The sequence below is a fragment of the Microbulbifer mangrovi genome, assembly GCF_002009015.1.
In the GTDB taxonomy this organism is placed as follows: Bacteria; Pseudomonadota; Gammaproteobacteria; order Pseudomonadales; family Cellvibrionaceae; genus Microbulbifer; species Microbulbifer mangrovi.
The window spans coordinates 1-23856 of record NZ_LZDE01000282.1; the positions used below are offsets into that span (position 1 = coordinate 1).

The following is a 23856-nucleotide window of genomic DNA, read 5'->3' on the forward strand; positions in this document are numbered from 1 at the left end:
TGTCCAGAGTTTCTGTGAGTAACACGTTTGTGCATAACTTAAAAAACTTTCACAAAATCAATCCACAGCGCCACGGGGAATTATCAACAGATAGGCAAAAAAATACCCCGCAGTGCGAGGTATCCTTGGATCATCAGGATTTTGTACACAGGCGCGAATTTAGAAGTGCACACTCCAGCCAAGAGATGCGGACTCAACCTGGTATTCACCGGAAAGTTCATCACTGCCTACCTCGGGAAAGAGCTCCCATTCTGCGCGCAGGCTCCAGCGATCCTTTATCTGGTAACTGACACCGGCTCCATAACCCCAGTGGAAGCCGCTGGTGTTCTGTGAATAAGTCCCGTCAAAGGGGATACCGATTGATTGCAGGCTACCGTCTTCGAGCTGGAGTATGGCGATGGCTTCGCCTGACTGGCGGGAGCGAAGCTGGCTGAGCCAGAAGCCGCCGCCGATTTTGCCGAAGAAGCTCAATCCTGATCCACTCACGGGAAAGTGCCCGACAAAGAATGCGTTACCCATACGGGTAGTGATTCTGTCTTTGACGTTGATATAGGAAAACTGCGGATTGCTCACATAGAAGCTGCTGGTGGCGGTCGCAGTCTGGCGGAAGTCGGCCTCAACAGCCATGAGCGGACTCCAGCGCCAACCTGCATAGATTTTTACCCCAGTACCAATGTCCGAGCAGCCGGTGAATTCAGCGGATTGTTGTTCGCGATTCAGCCCTTCCACAAAGCCCCGGGATCTGGAACAAACGGGATCCAGGGCCGTACTCTGCAGGCTGAGACCGCCGTAGCGATGGGAATAGAAGTCTGCACTGGCGAGGCTGCTGCCAAGCAGAGAAAGGGGTACCACAAGCAGAAGGAGGGGCCGGACCATGGCGATACCTGCTCTGGAGTCGATGAGTTTTAGCTGTAGCCACTCCCGGTTAATTCCTTGGGGAGGTGGCAGCAGGGCCTTTATACAGCCCCGCTATCACATCATATTTTGAGCTGTGCGCGCAATTCCGCCAACTTCTTGGCATTTTCGGCTTTTGACAATGGCTTTGCGGCCTGGTGCTCCAGCTGTACCTGCTGTGGTGCCGGCAGTGTTTCACCGGCCATCAGGCGCTCACATATTTTTTTATAGTGGGCGGCAAACACCGGGTAAGCGGAAGATTCGGGATTGTTGGCGAGAAAGAACCAGTCGGCCGCGCGACCGGCATGGTACACCGCAGGGTGGCTCCACTTATGGTTCGCCTTGGGGCTCGGTGCATTGCAGGCTTCGCGGTAGGCCGCGCGCGCTTCGGGCAGGCCATTCTCGCCCTCGGCACACAACTGCAGCATACGGTGCACGTTAGGCAGGAACTCACACTGACGGATGGCGCGCTTGGCGCCGGAGACCATCTGTTCCGGTGAAAACCCGGCAAGGGATTCCAGCCACAGGCGCTTGGCGTGGTTCAGTGTCTGTACATCCGGGAAGGCCGAGTTGAACTGATTGTGGTAGCTGAGCTTGAGCAGTCCAAATACTTCGTTCAGTGCGCGCTTGCGTGCCTCCAGCTCGGGGTCACCAGTTTGTGTCTGTGACGATGTCCCAGACTGATGTGTCCCTTGTGCGCTGGTTACCTGAGTGCCCGGATTCTTGTGGCTTGCCATGGTGTTGTCCTATCGAGAACTTGTTGCGCTCGGCCCACTGGTAGCGCGCGTGGCGCACGAAGACTGCATCCCAGCTCTTGCGTGCTGCACCCTGTTCCCGCCAGTAGAGACGGAATTCGGGGACCAGGCCGAGGGCAAATTCGCGGTCGATTTCACATTGATTCAGCAGATGCCCGAGACAATCGCTCGAAGGCTGCCAGTTGCGGGAAATGGGCTTGGCGATGGGGTTCTTTTCGATCCCCTGACAGTAGTATGCCCATTCGATCCGCGCGTATTCGATAAACTGTTCGCCCCAGCGCGCGCTGTGGCCGCCGCGCTCGAGCCACTTGTAGATGAATTCCGGTAGCAATTCTGCGGCAAAACTGGGGTTGATGGCCAGTCGGCGCATCTGTTCCCAGGTGTGTTCACTGGGTTGCCAGTCCCGGGTCATGGGTACCGGCTTGCGCTTCTCGATAAACGGGGTGTCCTGCTTCTCCCAGTCTTCGGTAACCCAGTCGTTAAACTCGAGATCCCACGACACCGACTGCTTGCCGCTGTTGCGATGGTACTCGACAAAGCGTTGCAGGCAGCGTCGTACAAAGGTACTGGGAACCCCTTCATCGGAGAGCTTGCTCAGCGTGCCCTCATCGGGGTGCCAGGATTCCGGCAGCGGCTGCTTGCGTCCGTGGGTTGCGCGGAATGCCTCCCACTTGTTCTTTACCTGCTTGAGGAACAGGGAGCCGAAGGAGTGGCGGCTTTCGCCGCGATCGCGCCAGTAAGTAACGAATTCCGGCAATTGCTCCCTGACGAAGTGCTCGGGAATACCCAGCTGGCTTATGCGCGTCAGGGTCTCGTTGTCTGGCGTCCAGTTGGGCCCGATGGTATTCGCACTACGTCGCCCGTAGATACCGGTGGATGGTCCGCCGGCTTGAGGTGCAGCGGCTGGGCGGGCTGTCCCCTGGGAGGACGGCGCCGGGAAGGCGAACTTCAGCAGGCCGCTCTCCCCATAGGGTGCAGCGCCCAACAGCAAGGCCCCCTGATTGCGGAGACTGGTGGCGACGCGCTGCACATCTGCGGGCTGCCAGAATGGCAGCAACTGCTGGAGCTGTTCACCACCGATCGTATACCAGTCGCGACCGGGATGGGCTTCTACGCTCAGAAAAGGCAGTAGATCCCCCAATGCGGTAAGCAGCACCGCTTCCTCCAGGCCGAGGGTCGCGGCCAGAGTGGGGGAGAAGTGGAGCGGTCTTTCCGGGAGCAGGGGATGTTTCATGGCGCGATTCTACCATTGCCGGGTCCCGGTTACAGGGTACAACGTGAGGTGACTGATGGTTCCGGTCTGGTTTCGCCGACAGCGACTGCTAGAGTGTCAGAGAGCTGTCAATTTACCGCCAAATACCGTTATTTGCTCCCTGGACTCAACCCCGATAACCCGAGCACCATGCAAACCTTCCTCTCCCAGTGGCACCAGTCCGCACTCACCACACTCGGCCTGTTCTGGATGGCGTTCTGGGCTTTTGCCCTGGGTTATCTGATCAGCAGTATGGTGCAGGTATTTGTCACCCGCAGGCGAATGCGTGAAAACCTGGGTAAAGCCGGCGTGCGCAGTGTCGGTCTCGCTTCATTTTTCGGGTTCATTTCCAGCTCCTGTTCATTTGCTGCCCTGGCTACCACGCGTGCGCTGTTCGCCAAGGGCGCCTCGTTAATTCCCTCGCTGGCATTCCTGCTTGCGTCTACCAATCTGGTTATCGAGCTGGGTATTGTGATTGCAATATTTCTCGGCTGGCAATTTGTGGTGGCCGAATACCTGGGCGGTATTCTGCTGATTTTGTTGATGTGGGGACTGGTCGCCGTCAGTTTGCCGGAACGTCTCGAAAAGCAGGCACGAGAGCACGCGCGTGAGGCTGAAGACGCCGATGAAAGGAGCGAGGAATCCACCGACTGGGAAAAACTTTTTTCCAGACACTTTTTATCGGAGCCGGTGAAACCGACCCGACGTTCTGGCAGGTATTAATGCAGTGCATTGTGGGGCCAGTTGCGGCTTTTTTTACCTTTATCGGTTCGATGGGTAACATTCCGCTCGCTGCGGTGCTGTTTGGTAATGGTGTCGCGTTTGCTGGCATCATGGCGTTCATCTTCAGTGATCTGGTTGTGCTTCCGGTGTTGCGTATTCAGGCCCGTTATTACGGCTGGAAAATGGCGCTGTATATTCTTGCGGTTTTTTTACTGATTCTTGTCGAGAGCGCCCTGCTACTTCACTACGGTTTTGCCGCGTTTGACCTGTTACCGGATCCTGGTTCTGCCAAGCAGGTGGTAGATCGCGATTTTTTCAAAGTCGACTACACCCTGTTTTTCAATATTGGATTTGCGCTGATGACCACGGTGTTTTTTCTATGGCGATTTTTTCAGGCAGGTATGCCGGGCCTTAAAACCGCTTCATTCAAAGAAAAAATATTATTAGCCCTGGCCGTAGTCGCATTACTGTGGCTGGCCGTAGGTGCGTCACTACCGATATGGAGCGATGTCTGAAATACAGTGTTTGCATTGCCCCGGGGGGAAGCTTTTATGATGGCTACATATAGGGTAAGTACAGGGTTTAGCGAATTATGAGCCAGAAGGAGAAACAGGTTTTCGCCCTGAGCGGTGCTTCCTGCGCCGGCTGTGTGCGCAAGATCGAAAGTGCCCTCGAGAGCGTTCCCGGTGTCGAGGATGCGAAGGTCAATCTCGCGGAAAAGACGCTGTCGGTAGTTGGCGACGTAGACCAGGCCCGCTGTATCAAGGCGGTAGAAGATGCCGGTTACGGGGCCAAACCGGCGCGCAAAGACCCCCGCGAGCTGCGGGAGGAACAAAAAGCGGAAGACCAGCGTCACTACCGCCAGCTCCTGTGGCGCTGTGCGGTGGCCCTAGGTCTTGGTATTCCACTGATGGCCTGGGGGTTGATTACTGGCGAGATGTCCGTGACCACCCCGAATGAACAGCTTGCCTGGGGGGCTGTTGGATTGCTGACTCTGGCGGTGATGGTGTTCTGCGGAGGGCACTTTTACACTGGTGGCTGGAAAGCGTTCCGCCATCACAATGCGAATATGGATACCCTGATCGCACTGGGTACCGCAGCTGCCTGGCTTTATTCGATGATGGTGGTACTGGCGCCGGGATTACTTCCCGAAGCGGCGCGACATGTGTATTTCGAAGCCAGTGCGATGATTATCGGTCTGATCAACCTCGGCCAGGCACTGGAGGTGCGCGCGCGCGGCAAGACCAGTGCGGCAGTGGAGAAATTGCTGGAGCTGCAGGATACCAGTGCGCTGGTACTGCGAGACGGCGAGGAAGTGGATATCCCGCTCGAAGAGGTACAGCCCGGGGATCGCATGCGGGTGCGCCCGGGAGAAAAAGTACCCGTGGACGGTGTCGTCAGGGTGGGCAGCAGCCTGGTGGATGAATCCATGCTTACCGGTGAGCCGGTACCAGTAAAAAAAGTAGAGGGGGATTCGGTTTCAGCGGGCACCCTGAACAAGAACGGTACCCTCATTTTTGAAGCACAAAAAGTTGGTGCGGAAACCCGCCTGTCGCAGATTATCGAAATGGTGCGCAACGCGCAGAACTCCCGGGTTCCTATTGCGCGTCTTGCGGATCAGATATCCGCGATATTTGTGCCAACGGTGATGATCATTGCGGTGTTGGCCGCGCTGGTCTGGTTCAACATTGGACCGGATCCGAGAGCCGCCCATATGCTGGTGGTGCTGACATCAGTACTGATCATTGCCTGCCCTTGTGCGCTTGGCCTTGCAACGCCCATGTCGGTGATGGTCGGCGTGGGCAAGGGGGCGGAGCACGGTGTCTTGATCCGCAACGGCAAGGCCCTTCAGCAGGCCAGTGATCTCGACACGCTGGTTGTGGATAAAACGGGCACCTTGACCGAGGGTGCGCCCAAATTAACCGATATGGAAACGGATCTCGACAAAGATAGGTTGCTCGCGTTGCTGGCGTCCCTGGAGGCAGGGTCGGAACACCCGCTGGCAGAAGCCATTGTGCAGGCGGCGAAAGAAAAAGAGCTGCAGCTGTCAGAAGTTGAGGATTTCGAAGCGATTACTGCGCATGGTGTGCGCGGTAATATTGCGGGTAAACAGGTACTGCTGGGCAACCGCAAGTTACTGGAAAGAGAAGGAGTTTCCGAAGGCGACTGGCCGTCGCGTGCGAAGGCACTGGCGCAACAAGGTCGCACGGCCATGTATGCCGCGGTGGATGGAAAAGCGGTCGGTGTGATCGCCGTTGCCGACCCCATTCGAGACGATGCCAAGGCCGCTGTGGCGCGCCTGCAAAAAGCCGGACTGACGGTTCAGATGTTAACCGGTGATAATCGCGCTACCGCAGAAGCTGTCGCCAGGCAGTTGAATATCGACGAAGTGCATGCGGACCTGCAGCCAGAGGACAAGGAAAAACTGGTATCCCAGCTACAGGACAAGGGCAAAAAAGTTGGGATGGCCGGGGATGGTATCAACGATGCGCCAGCGCTGGCCCGTGCCGATGTGGGATTCGCGATCGGTGGTGGTACCGATGTGGCTATCGAGACCGCCGATGTGACCTTGATGCGCTCGTCCCTGCACGGCGTTGCCGACGCCATCGAACTCTCACGGGCGACACTGCGCAATATCAAACAGAACCTGTTTGGTGCCTTTATATACAACACCCTGGGGATCCCCATCGCGGCCGGGATTCTCTATCCGGTTACCGGCGCGCTGCTAAGCCCGGTAATCGCCGGTGCGGCAATGGCGTTTTCGTCGGTCACGGTGGTGAGTAATGCCAACCGATTGCGCCTCTTCCGTCCCACGCAAACACAGGGGGAATAGCCACGATGGATCTATTGGTGAATATCATAGGCCTGTTGCTGATCGCTGCCATCGTGTGGTGGTTCTGGTTGGCTGCAAAAGGAAACAAACAGCAATCGGTCAGTGCCGACGAAAAGCTGGAGATACTGGTCAACGATGGGGTCTACGAGCCCGACCGGATTCGCGTTTCTGCTGGCGAGGAGACGGTGCTGCACTTCCGCCGGGAAGATGCCTCTCCCTGTGCCGAGTGGGTGCTCTTCCCCGATCTGGAAGTGAGCGCGCAACTGGCGTTGGATCAGATTACCGAGGTCACCATTCCCGCGGCGGATGCCGGTGAATATCCCTTCCACTGCCAGATGCAAATGTATCGCGGCACCCTGGTCGTTGAATAAGGATCCGGTAATCGGACTGTTTCCGTCACGCGCGATAGTGGCTGAGGAAGAGGGCCGCCGTGCGCTCCGCGAGCATATGGCGTTCCTGTTGATCGAGCAGGGGATTGACCTGCATTAACTGCGGCCAGAAGCAGCTGCCCTTGATCAGGTTGTGAATCTGCTTACTGCCGATTTCAATATCCAGATCCCGCAGGCGCCCGTCTGCAGCGGCTGCTTTCAGCCATCGGGTGATGCTGGTTTCGTAGGCCGAAAATTTTTCCATCTGCTGGCGCAACGCTTCCGGCTGGTGAAAAAAATAGTCGAATGCAACCCGGTTCAGCTCGATATATTCGCGGCTGCAGATTGCCGCAATCTCCGCCTCGATCAGCTTGCAGAGTTGAAGCTTTAAATCTGTGTCGGCCTCGTAATCGCCGCCGTCGCACTGGGTCGCCTGCCGCCAGAGTTCGCTCATCAGTGTGATAATCAGCACCTCTTTACTGGCGAAGTGGTTGTACACCGTGCGCTTGGAGACTTCCGCCAGCGCTGCCAATTCGTCCATGCTGGTGTTGTTGACGCCCCGCTCCTGAAACGCTTGCTTGGCGGCCCGCAAAATCGCCTGGCGCTTCAGCTCACTTCTGGTTGGCTTCTTTTCAGACATCTGACTCACTGGTCTCCACTTTGCACTAAACGGGAACCCAAGGATTTTACACTAGGTAGTTTACTTTTGGCTGGGTTATGAAGACACGCGGGTTGGCAATTGCAGGGGTAATACTGATGGCTGTTGGCGTTTTAAAGGGCTGTTCTATGGAGCAGCAGAAGTTCTACAACAAAGGCATGGAAGCAAGCGCTGGGGCGAGCAATATGTGGGAAATCGTCAAGATGTATTGGCGCGCCGAGCGGGCGGCGCCTAAACCGAGTGCTCCGTTACCCATGCGTGAAATTCCTTCCGCGGAGCTGGCGCAACCCGCGAGTGAAGCGAAGGTGTATCGATTGGGACACTCCAGCGTGCTGATCCACCTCGATGGAGAGACGGTACTGACCGATCCGGTATTCAGCGAGCGCGCCTCACCGGTTCAGTGGATGGGACCCAAGCGTTTTCATCCTCTACCTTTCGAGCTGGCGTCACTGCCGCGCATCGCGGCGGTGGTTATCAGTCACGATCACTACGACCATCTGGATAAGGGCAGCATCCTGGCGCTAGATGATAAAGTCGAGCGGTTTCTGGTACCACTGAAAGTGGGGGAACACCTGCGTCGCTGGGGTATTGCCGATGACAAAATTGTTGAACTCGACTGGTGGCAGTCGCACGCCGTTGGCTCCCTGAAATTTACCGCCACGCCAGCCCAGCATTTTTCGGGCAGGGGGCTTGGAGATCGCGATGAAACCCTGTGGGCCGGCTGGGCAATCGAGGGGCGCGAAGCGAAGATTTTCTTCAGTGGCGACTCAGGGTATTTCGATGGCTTTCGCGAAATTGGCAAGCGCCTGGGTCCGTTTGACCTGACCCTGATTGAAACCGGCGCCTACAACGCACTCTGGAGCAAAATTCACATGTTGCCCGAGCAGAGTGTACAGGCGCATATCGACCTGCAGGGGCGCGCCATGTTGCCGATTCACAACAGCACGTTTGACCTGGCGTTGCACGATTGGTTTGAACCCCTGGAGCGAGCCGCAGCCGCAGCGTGGGAACGTAATGTGCGATTGATCACTCCGGTAATCGGTGCCCCCGTAACCATTAAACACCCACAAGTTGCCGAATATTGGTGGCAGGATATGGAGGAAGAGGCCATCGTTGAGGCCGCTTCGCAGTCTGCACGAGAGGGGGTGCTTCGTTAAACCTGACACGGGCGGTGGCCAGGTAACGGATCCTGAAGCCCGGTTGCACCGTGGCCGCTTGCTTACGCCGGACCTACTCACTGTCGCCATTTTTTCGACTGAAAATTGATAAATGCCATTTTTAGGTTTAACTGGCCCTGTGACCCGTTACCGAAACACGACATCTTTATCGGTTGGCGTTAGGTAAAAATCACTGAGCTAGCTGGGCAGGATGGTTATGTTGGCATTTATCTGGAGGTGGTCGCTGCGTTTTCTGGGGACGCTGCTGGCATTATTGCTGATGTTTCTTGTATACGGCGGAATTACCTACCGGGACCAGCCATTGCGTAATAGCGAGGCTGCCCGTGACGTCTCTTTCTTGAAAACGAGACACGCCGAAATCGCCTACCGTGCAGACGGCCTCAACCACGACGACGCAACCCCCGTGATATTTCTGCACGCCATGTTTTTCCATATGGGTATGTGGGATGCATGGGCGCCGGCGCTGGCCCGCAGCCGTCCGGTCTACCGCTTCGATGTACCCGGCCACGGCCTGTCGTCACTGGCGGAAAACGATGACTATTCCCTGCAGAGCACCATGAATACATTGCGAGACTTCATGGATCAGCAGGGTATTGATCGGGCCATTCTGGTTGGTGCTTCCATGGGGGGAGCAACCCTGTTCAATTTTGCCGCCGAGCATCCGGAGCGCGTTGAGAAGCTGGTGCTGGTCAATTCTGGTGGGCTGGAAGGGCATGATAATGCGGACAGCGGTGGACTGCCGGACGGCGCTTACTGGGTACTGCGATACATGCCGGACTGGTCGCTCGACCGGTTTGTCGATTGGCTGACAGCGGATAACCGGGCCAGTGACACATTTAAAGCCGAGTTTATCCGCAATTTTCGTAACCTCGATATCCGACGCGGAATTATCGGGCGCATGCAGGACTTTAAATCTCCCGACACCATTTCCGTATTACCCCGGATCCAGGTGCCGACACTGGTTATGTGGGGAGAAAAAAATCCCCAGTTGCCGGTGGCCCAGGCCGAGCGTTTCAAAGCGCTGATTGAGCGCGGCGGTAATCCGGTGGCGCTTAGAATCTATCAGGGGGCCGGGCACCTGCTACCCGTTGAGGGAGTGGACGCAGCAATGCAGGATTTACTCTTATTTATTGGGCAGGACGCCGGCGAATGAAAACACTCAAGCAGCTCATTCTGGTTGTCGTTGCCCTGCTCGTCGGCTTGTGGGGAATGTATTCCCTGATGTTCAAGCCCGCTCCGTTGGTCTTGGCCGAGGCGAAGCCGTTGCCGGCAGACGCGCAACTGTCTGCAATTTATGGGCTAGATCCTGGGCCTCATCCGATCAAAGTCGTTCCCGCAATCAACCTGACTACCCGGGATGGGCCTCTGACCCTGAGTGGGTTCTACCCTGAAGCGGAGGGTATCTATCCGCTGGTCCTGTTTTCTCACGGCAATTTTTCCAATCGACGAGCTTACGATCGCATCATCCGTCACTGGGTGAGCCACGGCTATGTGGTGTTAGCACCTGATCACCGGGATGCGGGTGGCTTGTTGAACGGAATTCTGGCGATAACACGATTCGGCAAGGATGGTGTGATGCAGCAACGTCCCCGCGACCTGATCAATATCCTCGATAACCTGAATACCATCGCAGACCAGGCGGCGGAACTGGATCGACGCATTGATCGCAGCCGAGTTGTTGCCGCCGGCCACAGTTTCGGCGCATTTGCCGCGCAGATGCTGGGCGGCGCTGACGCCGCGGTGCCTGGCGGCAACCGGCGTTTGCGGGAGCGGGACGGGCGCTTTCAGGCGGTTGTGGCCTTCAGCCCGCCCGGGCCGATGTTCGAGATGGTGGATGAACAGAGCTGGCAGAATATGATGGTTCCCCAGCTGGTGACTACGGGCACCTGGGATGTGGAGGCAAACTTTTTCCGCGACTGGCGTTTGCATGCCATGAGTTACGAGCGCGGCGTTGAGGGACTGAACAGCCTGCTGGTGACAGAGGGTGCTGATCACTATTTCGGAAATTTGATTTGTCGTCTGGATCTGGACGCGGAGCCGCAGGCCGATGCGCTGAGGATGGCCAATGCAGTAAGCCTGGCCTTCCTGGATGCGGAGATAAAGGGGATAGCGCGAGCGCGGGACTTTTTGGCCTCCGATACGCTTGCATTGGCTACGAAGGGGTTTGCCCGCTTATCCCAGCGCTAGTGCCTGTGTAAGCCGATGTGCACACAAGCCCGCCGTACGGCGGACTCGTGTCGTGGTTCAGAACCAGGCGTGCAACCCGATTACCCAGGTCGTTTCACTGGTGGCCTCGCCATCGTCGCGGGCGAAGTCCGCGCTATTGCCGAATTTTTTCTCGTAATTCACACCAATGTAGGGTGCAAACTGCGGAGTAAATTCGTAGCGCAATCGCAGGCCAGCTTCGATGTCGGAAAGACCGGAACCCGTATGTGTTTCGGGGGTGTTCTGGCCGAAGAAATTCACTTCAATTTCCGGGCTCAGTATCCACTGCTGGGTGAACAGCAGCTCGTATTCGGCCTCCAACCGCAGGGCGGTGTCCCCGTCTTCGCCGACAAACAGCGATGTATCCACTTCGAAGAAATAGGGCGCGAGCCCATTCAGGGCAAGGACACCCCAGTTGCGGCTGTCGCTTTCCAGTTCGAAGTCGTGGCGCACGCCCATCTGCAGATCCCAGTAGGGGGCAATGGCGCGGCTGTACAGTGCCTGCAACTCTTTTTTAGTCGTTCTGGACAGCGCCTTTTCCGTTTCGCCTTCCGCCCGTTCGACTTCCGTCTTGAACCACGCCTTGTGCTTGTCGCCGCCGAACCACACGCTGCCTTCCAGCGCGCTGCCATCGTCCTCGCGCGCCTCCAGTTGGTCGATGGTGACCTTGGTCAGCAGCACTTCATGGTCCATCACGTGATCGGGTTCGTTGGGGGCGTGGCGGAGGTTCGGTGCAGCAGGTGCGCTGGCCTCTTGCGGTGCCGGATAGCCGTGCTCCATGTGCTGATGGGCCGCGTGTTCATCGTCCTGCATCGAGTGGGTGTGCGTGTGCGATTCTTCCGCGGCGTGCGCCAGCGGCGCCGCCAGGGTTAATGCCAGTAGGGTTTTTCTGTTCATTTGCATCGTCCTCACACCACTCTTACTTCGCGGAACATGCCGGGCATGTGGTACAGGAGGTGGCAGTGGTAGGCCCAGCGGCCGTAGGCATCGGCGGTCACCAGATAGCTGATCTTGGAGCCCGGCTGCACAATGATCGTGTGCTTGCGCGGGATGTACTCGCTGTCGCCGGTTTCCAGTTCACTCCACATGCCGTGCAGGTGAATGGGGTGCGTCATCATGGTGTCGTTCACCAGGGTGATGCGGATACGCTCACCGTATTTCAGCATCAGGGGTTCGGCATCGTTGAACTTGATTCCATCCATCGACCACATGTAGCGGTGCATATTTCCGGTGAGATGTAGTTGCAGCTCGCGGGTGGGCTCGCGCCTGTCGAGGGTGGGGGTAAGGTTGCGGATATCCGCATAGGTAAGTACCCGGCGACCGTAACGGGTGTCGTGATCGCGCAGGCCGATACCGGGATCATTCAGTCCGTTGCCGGGCATCTCTGAGCGCATATCCACACCGTAGCGGTATTCACTGGGCAGGTGCACGATGGGGCTGCTGCTGCCGTGTCCGGCGCGACCAAGGTTGTCGGTAAACCAGACGCCCTGCATGCCGCCAAGTTCGGGGCGTCCGCCGTGCAGGCTGTACTGCCCGGCGTTACCGGATTGCATGCCGGCGTGCTGTGAGCGATCCATGCCGCTCATACTGCCCATATCGTGGCCGCTGTGGTCCATGCCACTCATGCTGCCCATGTCGTGGCCGCTGTGGTCCATGCCGCTCATGCCGCCCATATTGTGGCCGGAATGATCCATGCCCATATCGCGGTGGGTGAGAACCGGGGCGTAATCCATCGCAGGTACTTCGGCGCACAGCTCCGGGTGAGGTGTCAGGGTGCCGCGGGCAAAACCGCTGCGGTCGATAGTCTGGGCGAAGAGGGTATAGGCGCGGTCGTCCACCGGCTCAACCACGACGTCGTAAGTTTCCGCTACGCCGATGCGGAACTCATCCACGGTAACCGGCTCGATGTTCTGGCCGTCGCTTGCCACCACCGTCATTTTCAGACCCGGAATCCGGATATCGAAAATCGACATGGCGGAGCCGTTGATAAAGCGCAGGCGAACCTTCTCTCCCCGTTTGAATTGCGCCATCCAGTTGCCGTCCGGAGTCTGGCCGTTCATCAGGTAGGTATAGGTGTAGCCGGTGACGTCGGAGATGTCGCGATCGGACATGCGCATCTCGTTCCACATCTTGCGGTCCTGCCATGTCTGGGCGACCCCTTTCTGGCGGATCTCATCCCACAGGTCGCCGGCGGTGCGACGTCGGCGATTGTAGTAGTGCCCCTCTTTTTTGAGCTTGGCATAAATGTCGTGGGGGGATTCGTCACTCCAGTCGGAGAGCATCACCACGTAATCGCGATCGCAGGCGACCGGATCGGGCTCTGCCGGGTCGATGACGATGGAACCGTAATGCCCCTGTTGCTCCTGAAAGTCCGAGTGGCTGTGATACCAATAGGTGCCGCTTTGGTTCAACTCAAACTGATAGGTAAAGGTTTCGCCGGGGCGGATGCCGTTGAAGCTGAGCCCGGGCACACCGTCCATACCCGTGGGCAGGATGATGCCGTGCCAGTGGATGGAAGTATCGTGTGCCAGGTGGTTGGTGACATTGAGGGTTACAGTTTCTCCCTCTTTCCAGCGCAATATAGGACCGGGCACCGAGCCGTTAGTGGCGACTGCGGTGCGTTCGCGGCCGGTGAAGTTCACCGGCTGGTAATTCACGTGCAGATCAAACTGGTTGCCGCGCAATGTCTGCGGCGTGGGATTGGCACGGGGTACAGCATTGCTGGCACTCGCGGGTATGCCGAGCAGCGCGGCGCCGGCGGCAACACCAGTGACAAAGCGACGACGGGACAGGGACGGAAGTGCAACGCGGGGCTCTCCGATCCTGTCCATGGGTTCCTCAGTGTTGTTGTTCAATACGATCGATACTCGCGTATACCGCGGTGCTGCCATCTTTGTTGAGCTGCAGCACCTTGTAAGGGGTGAAACGGTCGCCCACTTCCATTCCGGGGCTGCCGAGAGGCATGGTGGGGACGGCCAGGCCACGGGCACCCGCAGGTGGATTTTGCAGGAACTGGCGAATCAGTTTTGCCGGGATATGCCCTTCGAAAACATAGCCGTTCGGCGACACGCTGGTGTGGCAGGATTGGAATTCCGCGGCAATCTGGTACTTGTCCTTGACGGCATTCAGGTCCGAAACGTTCTGCGCGTCGACTTTGAAGCCGTTGTCTGCGGCGTGTTCCACCCACAGTTCACAGCAGCCGCAGGTGGCGCTCTTATAGGTGGTCAGCGTGGACGCAATGGGGGCGATAGCCGCGGAGGTTCCATCGGTACTGTCTTCACTCACCTTATGGTCGCGATCGGCTTTGGCGCAGGCAGTCAGGGCGAGCAATGCGGAAATGGTGAGGGTACGCAAAAAAGCAGTCTGTTTCATAAACTGGTTTCAACCTTGTGTGGGGCACGTCTTCGCGCCGTTTTTCCTGTTAATTGCCGAAATCATCAAACGCGATCTGTTCTTCGCGCACGCCGAGTTGCTTCAGCATGGCGATGTTTGCGCGCAGCATGGCGGGCGGCCCACACAGATAAAATTCGCAATTGCCGATGCCCGGATGCTGGCGCAGGTAACTGTCCGCGGCGATATCGCTGATAAAGCCGGTCGCACCCTCCCAGGCATCTTGCGGGCGCGGGTCTGACAGGCCTATCTGCCACTGGAAGTTGTCGTGCTGCTGCGCCAGTTCATCGAACAGTTCCGCATAAAACACATCGCGCAGATTGCGTGCGCCGTACCAGAAACGCATTGGCCGCTGTGTGCCGTGATTGCGTAACTGGTCGACAATCATCGAGCGCAGAGGTGCCATACCTGCACCACCGCCAATCAGGATGATCTCGCGCTCGCTGTCCTGCACATGGAAGCTGCCGAATGGGCCGCTCAGCTGGATCTGATCGCCCGGCTGCAGATTGAACATGTAGCTGGAGCCGGCACCCGCGGGCAGGGTTTCCTGTCCTGCGGGGGGTGGCTGTATCCGCACATTGAGCAGGATGGATTCACTCGCGCTGGTGCTTTCCTGTGGCGCATTCGCCATGGAATAGGAGCGACGCAGGGGAGCTGCGTGGTTGCTGCCGGCGGCGCCGAGCCAGGGCTGCCAGTCGTCGCTGTACTGTGTATCCAGCGGCGTGTCGGCGAGGCGCAGCCGGTGCGGCGGAATCTCCACCTGCACAAAGCCGCCGGCGCGGAAGCCGAACGGACGCTGGCCTTGCGGCGTCAACCGGATCTCCTTGATGAAGGGCGTCAGGAAGCGGGTCTCCTGTACCTCGGCGGTGAAGGCACCGGCCTGCAATACACTGTCATCCAGTGTCAGGCGGGTGGCGGCCACGGCACGCTGTTGGCAGGCGAGGCGCTGGCCGGCCGCCAGTTGCGCTGCGGACAGCAGGGCTTTCTCGCTGCTGGTGATCGGCGCGTCGGTGCCGAGTTGTACCTGGCACAGGCCGCAGCTACCGCCGCCACCACAGTTCGAGGGCAGTTGCACGCCACTGGCGGCGAGGCCGTCGAACAGGTTGACGCCGCTCGGCAAGGCCAGCTCCTGCACCGGAGTGGCGGCCTGATCGAGCAGGGTTACCGCCACTTTGCTGCCGCGCGCTCGGTTTAACAGGGCCAGCAGATTGAAGTCGTGGCGGGAGAAACTGGAAAACAGCATCACACAGCCGGAAATGGACAGCAGCAGGGCACCGATACCGAAAATCACCACGAATGGATTGTTGAAATCTTGGCGCTCGGTGTAGTCCATGATGTGCAGCATCCAGAAGATATCGAACAGCCGCCAGGTGTCGTTGCGGCGCTCGAGTACGCGGCCGTCCGCGGCGGAGATATACAGGCTGGTATTGCCTTCGTCCGCGATATCGACACGCCATACGGGCCCGTCGTGACGGCGGGATTCCATATTCGGCTGTGAAAAGCGCTGCGGGCTGCCGATCAGGCTGTCGTCGCCGGCGTAATCACGAGCGGCGATTGCCGTGGCCAACGCAGCGTCGATCACCAGCGGGTTGCCACTTTGCGCATCGCGCAGCTCGATCCCTTCACCGGTCTGTACCCGGTACACCGGGCGGTCAAAGCCCGGTTGTAGGCGGATATCCACCACGCTGCTACCGGCGTTTTGGTAAAGGCCGACAATCTCGCTATGGGGTACCAGCGATGTGCCGGCGGAGAGCGACGCAGTCTCCTGGCGCTCGGCCAGATGGCGGCCGCTGACGATATTGGAATCCAGCAGAGCAAAGGCGAGGCCGCTGGCCAGCCACAGTGCCAGTTGCACGCCGATCACCAGGCTCAGCCATTTGTGTGCGATCTTGATGAAATTCATTGTGCACCTCCCGCCGCGGCCGCGGTGCCGGCCGCTTTTTTCCTGCGCGCAAAGCTGTAGAACAGCAGGATCAGGCCGGCGAGTACACCGGTCAGGCTGACAATGGTAACGATCAGCAGCAGCGGGTTATGGATATCGGCCCGCTCCTCGTAATCCATGATGTGCAGCATCCAGAGGAAATCGAACGCGCGCCAGTAGTCGTGGCGGCGAGTGACGAGGGCGCCGGTATTCGGGCTGATATAGAGACTGGTGCCGTAGCGGTCGTCAAAATTGACCCGCCACAGGGGCAGTGCGCGGGATGGTATTTCGGTAGGCGGGTTGTCGGTAATCAGTTCGGCGGACGCCGCCGGCACGCTGCCGGAATAGTAGTGCTCCGCCAATGTGCGGGCGCGGTCGCCTTGGATGGGCGAGACTTCACTGCCGCTGCGGGCGTCGACCAGGTGCGCGCCGTCCGCAGCCTGGATCACGTAGTAGGGGGATGCCTGCAGCGCTTTCAGCTGGATGGATTTTACCCCGCTATAGCGTTCGAGTAATGCCTGGGTGGGCGCCAGGGTGCCCCGCTGCGTCGGCAGCGGCTCGTGGAGGTTTTTGACCAGGTGATTGCCGTGGATAAAGTCCAGGTCCATCACCACCATGTAAGCGCCGCTCAGGGTCCACAACAGGGCCTGGACGCCGACAAACAGAAACAGCCACTTGTGGACTTTGCGCGATAGGGATGCGGTTTTCATTATTTTTATTTGGTTTACAGCTAGTGGGAATTTGTACAATTCTCACAGTTTATCGAGATGTGCTGTGAATATCCCAAGGGAGTCAGTCAAGCCCCCGGTGGATACTCTCCTGAGAGAGTTCGCCAAGGGCCGGATCGGTGCCTGCCAGCGCCATATGTAGCTGCGTGGTGTCCGGCAGCGCGTGCATGGCGTAGTAAAACTGCCAGGGCACGTCCAGGTCGGCCAGGGATTCGTCGAAGGAGACTCCTTTTCCCAGGTGATAGCCCGCCAGGTTGATGCGTCCCAGTCCCTCGGAAATCCCCGTGCCGCGGGCCTTGAAGAAGGCCTCTTTCATGGTCCACAGGCGGTAGAAATGCATGGGCATCAGTTCGAATGGCGGCGATTCCAGCAGTGTGCACTCCTGGGGGTGGAAGTAGTGGTGGGCGATGCGTAAAAAGTCTCGCGGCTTGCTCGGCTGCTCGATATCGATGCCGATGGGCGCCTCACAGGAAACCGCCAGCGCGATCCACTGGCCGCTGTGGCTGAGACTGAAGTGCAAGCCGGGCATCGATGCCAGTAGCGGCTTGCCGCTCTCGTTGCGGGAAAAACGAAGCGCTTCCGGCGGCTGATCGCTGATTTTCCCCAGTACCCGACGCAGCAGCGCACGGCCCAGCAGGAACTGGTGGCGGGCTTCACTGGTGCGATAGCGATCACGGCGCGCGTGTTCATCCGGAGAGAGCAGGCGCTCCAATGCCTTGGCATCGTCACTGTCTGCGGCAACATCATCGCTGCGGAGAAGCCAAACGGCGGGTAGACTCATGGCATCGGGAAAAATCGTTAACGCGGTAGAATTCATGCTAATCGCTGGCACAGGATGCTGCCACTGCTTTGTGGGAAGGGGCGCAATTTGTTTTAATCGGAACTCGTTGCACGGCCACTGGTCAGAAATTGCATGCTGAGACTCGGTTCATTAAAACGGTTTGGCTTTATGCTGACGGCACTGCTGGTTTTCCAGCTGGTGTCGGCGAGCTATGACAGCCACCGGGAACTGGACCTCGCCTCCCAGCACCTGCCTCCGCACCATCAGGATGCCGCGGACGGTACTCCCCACCTGGATTCTCCTCAACACCTGGACCATCCCCAGCATCGCAACCACAGTGTCGCCCATAATGACTTGAAGGGTGACTCGAAGGCGCAGCAGCCGGACGGTATTGCGCAGCTGGAGCAGGTAACTCCCGGCGAGCACCAGAAACCCGATACGGTGCAGGATTGCAGCCACTGTTGCCACTGTCACGGCAGTTCATCGCTGTGTCTGCCGACCACCAATCAGATCGCCCGCAACCGCACTGCCAGCCGCTGGGTTGCCGCTGTAGATGCGGGCTTTGCCCACGGATATTTCTCTACGCCCTTCCGCCCCCCGATTACCTGAATTATTGAATTTCCCGCGCGGCTGCTGACCGGCGCCGCGCTGTCCATTCAATCATTCAGGAAACTCCTATGTGTATTCTGATGACGCCCCCGGTGCGGCGTCTGTATTTCTGTCTGCGCGTGTGTTCGGCATGCGTACTTGTTTTGTTATTGAGCGCGCCGGCGGGCGCCGCGGCGGTAGCTCCGCCGAAGTTGCTATCGCTGCAGGAGGCCATCGGGCTGACCTTGCAACGCAATCCCTCTCTCGCCGTTTTCGAATTTCGCGAGCGGGCACTGAGCGGGCGCGCGCAAACGGCGGCACTGCGGCCGGGGATCAACCTCGATGCCGAGCTGGAAAATTTTGCCGGATCCGATGGCAATAAAAATGCGGAGCTTACGGTTGCCCTCTCTTCGGTAATCGAGCTGGGCGGCAAGCGCGATGCCCGTGTTGCCGCCGTCAACAGCGAGCGGCTGTTGCTGGATATGCAGCGCCGAATCCAGGCGCTGGATTTAATGGGCGAGGTAACCCGGCGTTATGTCGGGGTGCTCGCCGGTAGTGAGCGTGAAACGCTGGCGTCCGATGCAGTGCGGCTTGCGCTGGATACGCTAACTGCGGTGAGCGCCAGGGTCTCTGCCGGGGGCGCGCCGCAGGCGGAGCAGTTGCGTGCCGAGGCCGCGCTTTCCCGTGCGCGTCTCGCTCTAGGGGCAGTACAGCAGCAGCTGCACGCCGACCGCATCGCGCTTGCTGCCCTGTGGGGAGATCTATCCGCAGAATTTTCCGTAACCAGTGCGGCGCTTTACGACGTCGGTGGTGCGGGCGATTTTGAAACGTTCTTCCAGCGGGTGGAGGAAAGTCCCTATCTTGCGCGGTTCGCCACGCAAGAGCGCGTCGCGGCCACGCAATTGCGGCTCGCGCGCACGGGCGCCCGTGCCGAAATCGGCTGGTCGGTGGGGGTGCGCCAGAGTCGTGAAACCGACAGCACATCCATGGTTGCCGGTGTCAGCGTGCCTCTGTTCACGGGCCGGCGCGCCAGCGGCGAGATCGCCAGCGCACAGGCTGCTCTGGATGGCATCTCGCCACAGCGCGAGGCCACTCGCCTGAATCTCTACGCCCAGCTGAATCGCGCATTCTCCCTGCGTGCTCAGGCCATTGATGCCGTGCGCCAGCTGCGTGGGGAAGTTATCCCAGCGCAGATGCACGCCCTGAAAGAAACCGAACGTTATTACCGCGCCGGTCGCTACGGCTACCAGGAGTGGGTTTCTGCGCGCGAGGAATTGCTCGATACACGTGGAGCTTTGATCAACGAAGCGGCCACGGCGCTGCTGGCCGCAGCGGAAATCGAACAGCTGACAGCCGCCTCCTTGAACGCACTGCAAGCCCATCCCGCGGCGGAAAAATAATTCAGGATTTTTGACATGGTTTTACAAAATTTTCTTGGACGTCACTGCCGCTTGCCTCATCTGGTGAGCCTGGTGATTTTGCTGTTGTTGGTCGGTTCGCTAAATGCCGCGGATAATCATGAAAAAGAACACGCCGACGAAAAGGTGGTGTCTCTGGGGGAGAAAGCTTTTTCTCGAGCTGCGCTGACAACAGATCTAGCCGGCGCGCAAAAAATCGAACAGTACCTGACCCTGTACGGAAAACTGCAGCCTGAACCCACGGCGGTTAGCCATATTCGCGCGCGGTACGCGGGCGTGGTTTCCCGGGTGAATGTGCATATCGGTGATACCGTGGAAAAGGGGCAGGGGCTGGCCACGGTGGATTCCAACGAGAGTCTTCAGGAATACCAGCTGCGCGCGCCTTTCGCCGGTATGGTGACCGCCAAACATGCGGGACCGGGAGAGTACGTGAGTGACCAGGTACTGTTTACCGTAGTGGACTACTCGCAATTGTGGGTGGACCTGCAGGTCTTTCCCGCGCGCATGGCATCGGTCAGGAAGGGGCAGCGGGTTCGGGTCAGCGCCGGAGAACGGGGGTACGCGGGGACTGTGCGCAGTGTGGTGCCGGGTAGTGAAAATTTCCCCTACGCCCGCGCCCGTGTCCTGGTAGACAACAGCGATGGCCTCTGGGCGCCGGGCATTTTTGTCGAGGGGCGTATCGAGATTGCGGCAAGGCAGGTGCCCCTCGCGGTGGATATCCGCGCGTTGCAACTGGTGGATGGTAAAACTGTGGTGTTCGTGCAGCGGGGGGCGCGCCGTTTTGAGGCGGTACCGGTGCTACTCGGTGTGCGCGGCGAACACTTTGTGGAAGTGCGCAGTGGACTTACTTCCGGTGCGCGCTACGCGGTGGAGAACAGCTATCTGCTAAAAGCAGAGCTGGAAAAATCCTCCGCAGAACACACACATTAAGGGGCTCGCCATGATTGAATCCCTTTTGCGTTTTTCCATCGAGCGTCGGATGCTCGTTCTTTGTTGCAGTCTGATTCTGATTGCGCTCGGCATCTGGAGTTATCAACGCCTGCCCATTGATGCGGTGCCAGATATCACCAATGTACAGGTGCAGATCAACACCGAAGCCACCGGTTACTCGCCGTTGGAAGCGGAGCAGCGGGTAACCTTCCATGTGGAAACGGCGCTCGCCGGTCTGCCGGGGCTGGCCTATACCCGCAGCCTTTCCCGCTACGGTCTGTCGCAGGTCACCGCCGTGTTTCATGAAGGTACCGACCTGTATTTCGCCCGCAACCTGGTGGCGAACCGCCTCGCGTCCATTCGCAATGAATTGCCGGCGGGGCTGGAACCGAAAATGGGGCCCATCGTCACCGGCCTCGGTGAAATTTTCATGTACACCGTCAGCGCGGATCCGCAGGCGCGGCAGGAAAATGGCGCGCCCTACGATATTACCGCGCTGCGGGAAATCCAGGACTGGATTATCCGCCCGCAGCTTGCGCTGGTGCCTGGGGTTACCGAGGTCAACACCATCGGCGGTTACCGCAAGCAATTTCACGTAACACCGGACCCGCGCAAGCTGCTGAGCTTTGGCGTGCGCATGGAAGATGTGGTCAGCGCGCTGCAGCGCAACAATCAAAATCGCGGTGCTGGGTTTGTGGAGCGCGGTGGCAGCCAGCTGCTGGTGCGTTCTCCGGGCCAGCTGGAAACTATTACCGATATTGAAAATGTGGTGGTGAAGTTTCCCGGCGCCAATGTTGAAGGCAACAGTGCAGCACCCGTGACCATTGGCGACCTCGCCTCTGTGGCGATCGGTCGCGAGTTGCGCACCGGCGCAGCCACGCAAAATGGTGAGGAAACCGTGCTCGGTACAGCAATGATGCTGGTGGGGGAAAACTCCCGCGCGGTCTCCGCCGATCTGGCGGTGGCACTGGAAAACATCCAGCGCTCACTGCCAGCGGGCGTGTACGCCGAAGCGGTATACAACCGCACCACGCTGGTGGATAAAGCGATCGCCACGGTGCAGAAAAACCTGCTGGAAGGCGCGCTGCTGGTGATCGCGGTGCTGTTTTTGATGCTGGGCAATATCCGTGCAGCACTGATTACCGCTGCGGTGATTCCACTGGCGATGCTGGCCACGTTGACAGGGATGCGGGCCACCGGTGTTTCCGCCAACCTGATGAGTCTCGGCGCGCTGGATTTCGGGCTGATCGTGGATGGCGCGGTGATTATTGTGGAAAACGCCATTCGTCGACTGGCGCAGGCCTCTCCCGGCAGCAAACCTGCGGAGTTGCCGCTACAGCAGCGCCTGCAGATTGTTTTCAGTGCGGCCAACGAGGTGATTCGCCCGAGTCTGTTCGGAGTACTCATCATTACCCTGGTGTATATACCGCTGTTTTCCCTCACCGGAGTGGAAGGGAAAATGTTCCACCCTATGGCGGCGACGGTGGTAATGGCACTGCTGGCGGCAATGGTGTTCTGTTTTACCCTGGTGCCCGCGGCAGTGGCGGTATTCCTGCGCGGAAAAATTCAGGAGCGGGATAGCGCGCTCGTCGGCGGACTGAAAAAAATATATCGACCGGTACTGATACTTGCGTTGCGGGTACGCTGGCTGGTGGTGTCACTCGCACTGCTGCTGGTGCTGCTGTGCAGCTGGCTGGCGACCACACTGGGCTCGGAGTTTGTGCCGCAGCTCAATGAGGGCGACGTGGCCCTGCACGCACTGCGCGTGCCCGGCACCGGTCTCGAACAGTCGGTAGTGATGCAGCGGCAACTGGAGCAGGCGCTGCTGGCGTTTCCGCAGGTGGAGCGGGTGTTCTCCAAAATCGGCACACCGGAAGTGGCCACTGATCCGATGCCGCCGAATGTGGCGGATACCTTCGTCATTCTAAAACCGAAATCCCAGTGGCCGGACAGTAGTCTGTCCCGCACGGCGTTGATTGCGCAGTTGCAACAGGCGGCGGAGGAGGTGCCGGGTAACAACTACGAATTCACCCAACCGATTCAGATGCGTTTTAACGAACTGATTTCTGGCGTGCGCGCAGATCTGGGAATAAAAGTTTTCGGTGATGACCTGGATCGCCTGCGCGAATCTGCCGGGGACATTCTCGCGCAAGTGCGCCAGGTTGAAGGCGCGGCGGATGTGCGTATTGAACAGGTCGACGATCTGCCGGTGCTCTCGATCAAACCCAAGCGCATTGCACTGGCCCAGTACGGTCTCGATCTGCAGGCACTGCAGGAACTGATCGCTGCCGCCATCGGTGGCGAGTCAGCGGGGCTGATCTACGCCGGCGACCGCCGCTTTGAACTGGTGGTGCGCTTGCCCGAACCTCTGCGCCGGGATATCGATGGCCTCGCGGCGCTGCCGGTATCTCTGCCCAATGGCGGCTTTGTACCTCTGGAGGAGGTCGCCTCCGTGGCGTGGGTGTCGGTTCCGGGGCAGGTCAGTCGCGAGAATGGCAAACGCCGGGTGGTGGTCACGGCCAATGTACGCGGCCGGGATCTGGGCTCATTTGTGCGTGAGGTGCAGGATAGGGTCGCGGCGTCGGTACAGATGCCGCCTGGGTATTGGCTCGATTACGGCGGTACCTTTGAACAATTGCAATCTGCCAGTGAGCGTTTGTCTGTGGTGGTGCCGTTGACGCTGGTGATGATTCTGGCGCTACTGTTACTGGCTTTCGGCTTGCTGAAGGATGCGTTGATCATCTTCACGGGAGTGCCTCTGGCACTCACCGGTGGGGTGCTTGCGCTGTGGTTGCGGGACATGCCGCTGTCGATTTCTGCGGGGGTGGGGTTTATCGCGCTCTCGGGGGTGGCGGTACTGAATGGTCTGGTGATGCTTTCGTTTATCCGTGAGCGCTGGCGGGAGAGTGGCGAGTTGTATACGTCGGTGGTGGACGGCGCGATGTTGCGCTTGCGACCGGTGCTGATGACGGCGCTGGTGGCGAGCCTCGGGTTTGTACCTATGGCTTTGAACACGGGCACTGGGGCGGAGGTTCAGCGGCCGCTGGCGACGGTGGTGATTGGGGGGATTATTTCCTCAACCCTGCTGACTTTGGTAGTACTGCCAGTGTTGTACCAGTGGGTACATGGGCGGATTCGTGAATTTTCCCCAGTGGTACAGGAAGGGTAGAATCTTTCGCTTTTCGGGGTGCCTTGTTGGGTAGCTCCGGGCGCCTTGGCCGGGATCTTCTCCCC

General features: G+C 58.8%; 21 protein-coding genes. 11 read left to right on the forward strand and 10 right to left on the reverse strand.

From position 1 onward, the window contains the following. Positions 1-159 precede the first annotated feature (159 nt). The 3 genes from B4U49_RS06770 to B4U49_RS06780 all read right to left on the reverse strand — a co-directional run bounded on the left by B4U49_RS06770 (position 160) and on the right by B4U49_RS06780 (position 2883). Positions 160-876 (reverse strand): outer membrane beta-barrel protein, encoded by a 717-nt coding sequence (locus B4U49_RS06770; RefSeq protein ID WP_078083818.1) that lies wholly within the window; start codon positions 874-876, stop codon positions 160-162. A 101-nt stretch (positions 877-977) separates the two neighbouring features. Then, positions 978-1631 carry a replication protein P gene (locus tag B4U49_RS06775; protein ID WP_239692499.1) on the reverse strand — a complete coding sequence of 218 codons (654 nt, stop codon included), beginning with the start codon at positions 1629-1631 and terminating at the stop codon, positions 978-980. Continuing rightward, positions 1543-2883: a DnaT-like ssDNA-binding domain-containing protein gene (locus B4U49_RS06780; protein WP_078083819.1), complete on the reverse strand. Its 1341-nt coding sequence runs from the start codon at positions 2881-2883 to the stop codon at positions 1543-1545. The genes B4U49_RS06775 and B4U49_RS06780 overlap by 89 nt, the downstream gene beginning before the upstream one ends. A gap of 168 nt (positions 2884-3051) precedes the next feature. Between B4U49_RS06780 and B4U49_RS19455 the strand changes: the two genes are divergently transcribed. From B4U49_RS19455 to B4U49_RS06795, 4 genes are all read left to right on the forward strand, one after another. Beyond that, the gene (locus B4U49_RS19455) at positions 3052-3624 is read left to right on the forward strand and encodes a permease (protein WP_204902999.1); all 573 of its coding nucleotides are present in this window, start codon (positions 3052-3054) and stop codon (positions 3622-3624) included. Further along, on the forward strand, positions 3624-4139 hold the full coding sequence (locus B4U49_RS19460) for a permease (RefSeq protein WP_204903000.1): 516 nt from the start codon (positions 3624-3626) through the stop codon (positions 4137-4139). Before B4U49_RS19455 ends, B4U49_RS19460 begins: the two co-directional genes overlap by 1 nt. Positions 4140-4216: 77 nt before the next feature. Continuing rightward, the gene (locus tag B4U49_RS06790; protein WP_078083820.1) at positions 4217-6457 is read left to right on the forward strand and encodes a heavy metal translocating P-type ATPase; all 2241 of its coding nucleotides are present in this window, start codon (positions 4217-4219) and stop codon (positions 6455-6457) included. Positions 6458-6462: 5 nt separating this feature from the next. Continuing rightward, the gene (locus B4U49_RS06795; protein ID WP_078083821.1) at positions 6463-6828 is read left to right on the forward strand and encodes a cupredoxin domain-containing protein; all 366 of its coding nucleotides are present in this window, start codon (positions 6463-6465) and stop codon (positions 6826-6828) included. A 25-nt stretch (positions 6829-6853) separates the two neighbouring features. Here the strand turns inward: B4U49_RS06795 and B4U49_RS06800 are convergent, their stop codons facing one another. Next, positions 6854-7465, reverse strand: a complete 612-nt coding sequence (locus tag B4U49_RS06800) for a TetR/AcrR family transcriptional regulator (RefSeq protein ID WP_078083822.1) — start codon at positions 7463-7465, stop codon at positions 6854-6856. Positions 7466-7611: 146 nt separating this feature from the next. Here B4U49_RS06800 and B4U49_RS06805 point away from each other — a divergent pair, with 146 nt between their 5' ends. From B4U49_RS06805 to B4U49_RS06815, 3 genes are all read left to right on the forward strand, one after another. Beyond that, a complete protein-coding gene (locus B4U49_RS06805) occupies positions 7612-8640 on the forward strand; it encodes an MBL fold metallo-hydrolase (protein ID WP_239692500.1) in 1029 nt (342 codons plus the stop codon). Positions 8641-8857: 217 nt separating this feature from the next. Beyond that, positions 8858-9814, forward strand: coding sequence for an alpha/beta fold hydrolase (locus B4U49_RS06810; RefSeq protein ID WP_158078570.1), 957 nt, complete (start codon positions 8858-8860; stop codon positions 9812-9814). Continuing rightward, positions 9811-10848 carry an alpha/beta hydrolase family protein gene (locus tag B4U49_RS06815; protein ID WP_078083825.1) on the forward strand — a complete coding sequence of 346 codons (1038 nt, stop codon included), beginning with the start codon at positions 9811-9813 and terminating at the stop codon, positions 10846-10848. The genes B4U49_RS06810 and B4U49_RS06815 overlap by 4 nt, the downstream gene beginning before the upstream one ends. Before the next feature lie 57 nt (positions 10849-10905). Here the strand turns inward: B4U49_RS06815 and B4U49_RS06820 are convergent, their stop codons facing one another. The 6 genes from B4U49_RS06820 to B4U49_RS06845 all read right to left on the reverse strand — a co-directional run bounded on the left by B4U49_RS06820 (position 10906) and on the right by B4U49_RS06845 (position 17722). After that, a complete protein-coding gene (locus B4U49_RS06820; RefSeq protein WP_239692501.1) occupies positions 10906-11763 on the reverse strand; it encodes a copper resistance protein B in 858 nt (285 codons plus the stop codon). A gap of 11 nt (positions 11764-11774) precedes the next feature. Continuing rightward, positions 11775-13697, reverse strand: coding sequence for a copper resistance system multicopper oxidase (locus B4U49_RS06825; RefSeq protein ID WP_078083826.1), 1923 nt, complete (start codon positions 13695-13697; stop codon positions 11775-11777). 7 nt (positions 13698-13704) lie between these two features. After that, positions 13705-14238, reverse strand: coding sequence for a DUF411 domain-containing protein (locus B4U49_RS06830; protein ID WP_078083827.1), 534 nt, complete (start codon positions 14236-14238; stop codon positions 13705-13707). Positions 14239-14287: 49 nt separating this feature from the next. Further along, positions 14288-16159 carry an NADH:ubiquinone reductase (Na(+)-transporting) subunit F gene (nqrF, locus tag B4U49_RS06835; protein ID WP_078083828.1) on the reverse strand — a complete coding sequence of 624 codons (1872 nt, stop codon included), beginning with the start codon at positions 16157-16159 and terminating at the stop codon, positions 14288-14290. After that, on the reverse strand, positions 16156-16887 hold the full coding sequence (locus B4U49_RS06840) for a hypothetical protein (protein WP_078083829.1): 732 nt from the start codon (positions 16885-16887) through the stop codon (positions 16156-16158). Before B4U49_RS06840 ends, nqrF begins: the two co-directional genes overlap by 4 nt. A gap of 82 nt (positions 16888-16969) precedes the next feature. Next, a complete protein-coding gene (locus tag B4U49_RS06845; RefSeq protein ID WP_078083830.1) occupies positions 16970-17722 on the reverse strand; it encodes a 4'-phosphopantetheinyl transferase family protein in 753 nt (250 codons plus the stop codon). A 96-nt stretch (positions 17723-17818) separates the two neighbouring features. Here B4U49_RS06845 and B4U49_RS06850 point away from each other — a divergent pair, with 96 nt between their 5' ends. The 4 genes from B4U49_RS06850 to B4U49_RS06865 all read left to right on the forward strand — a co-directional run bounded on the left by B4U49_RS06850 (position 17819) and on the right by B4U49_RS06865 (position 23791). Continuing rightward, the gene (locus B4U49_RS06850; protein ID WP_078083831.1) at positions 17819-18295 is read left to right on the forward strand and encodes a hypothetical protein; all 477 of its coding nucleotides are present in this window, start codon (positions 17819-17821) and stop codon (positions 18293-18295) included. A gap of 68 nt (positions 18296-18363) precedes the next feature. Then, the gene (locus tag B4U49_RS06855) at positions 18364-19674 is read left to right on the forward strand and encodes a TolC family protein (RefSeq protein ID WP_078083832.1); all 1311 of its coding nucleotides are present in this window, start codon (positions 18364-18366) and stop codon (positions 19672-19674) included. Between the two features lie 15 nt (positions 19675-19689). Then, positions 19690-20622, forward strand: a complete 933-nt coding sequence (locus tag B4U49_RS06860) for an efflux RND transporter periplasmic adaptor subunit (protein ID WP_078083833.1) — start codon at positions 19690-19692, stop codon at positions 20620-20622. Positions 20623-20632: 10 nt separating this feature from the next. Then, positions 20633-23791: an efflux RND transporter permease subunit gene (locus tag B4U49_RS06865; protein WP_078083834.1), complete on the forward strand. Its 3159-nt coding sequence runs from the start codon at positions 20633-20635 to the stop codon at positions 23789-23791. The last annotated feature ends 65 nt before the right edge of the window (positions 23792-23856 follow it).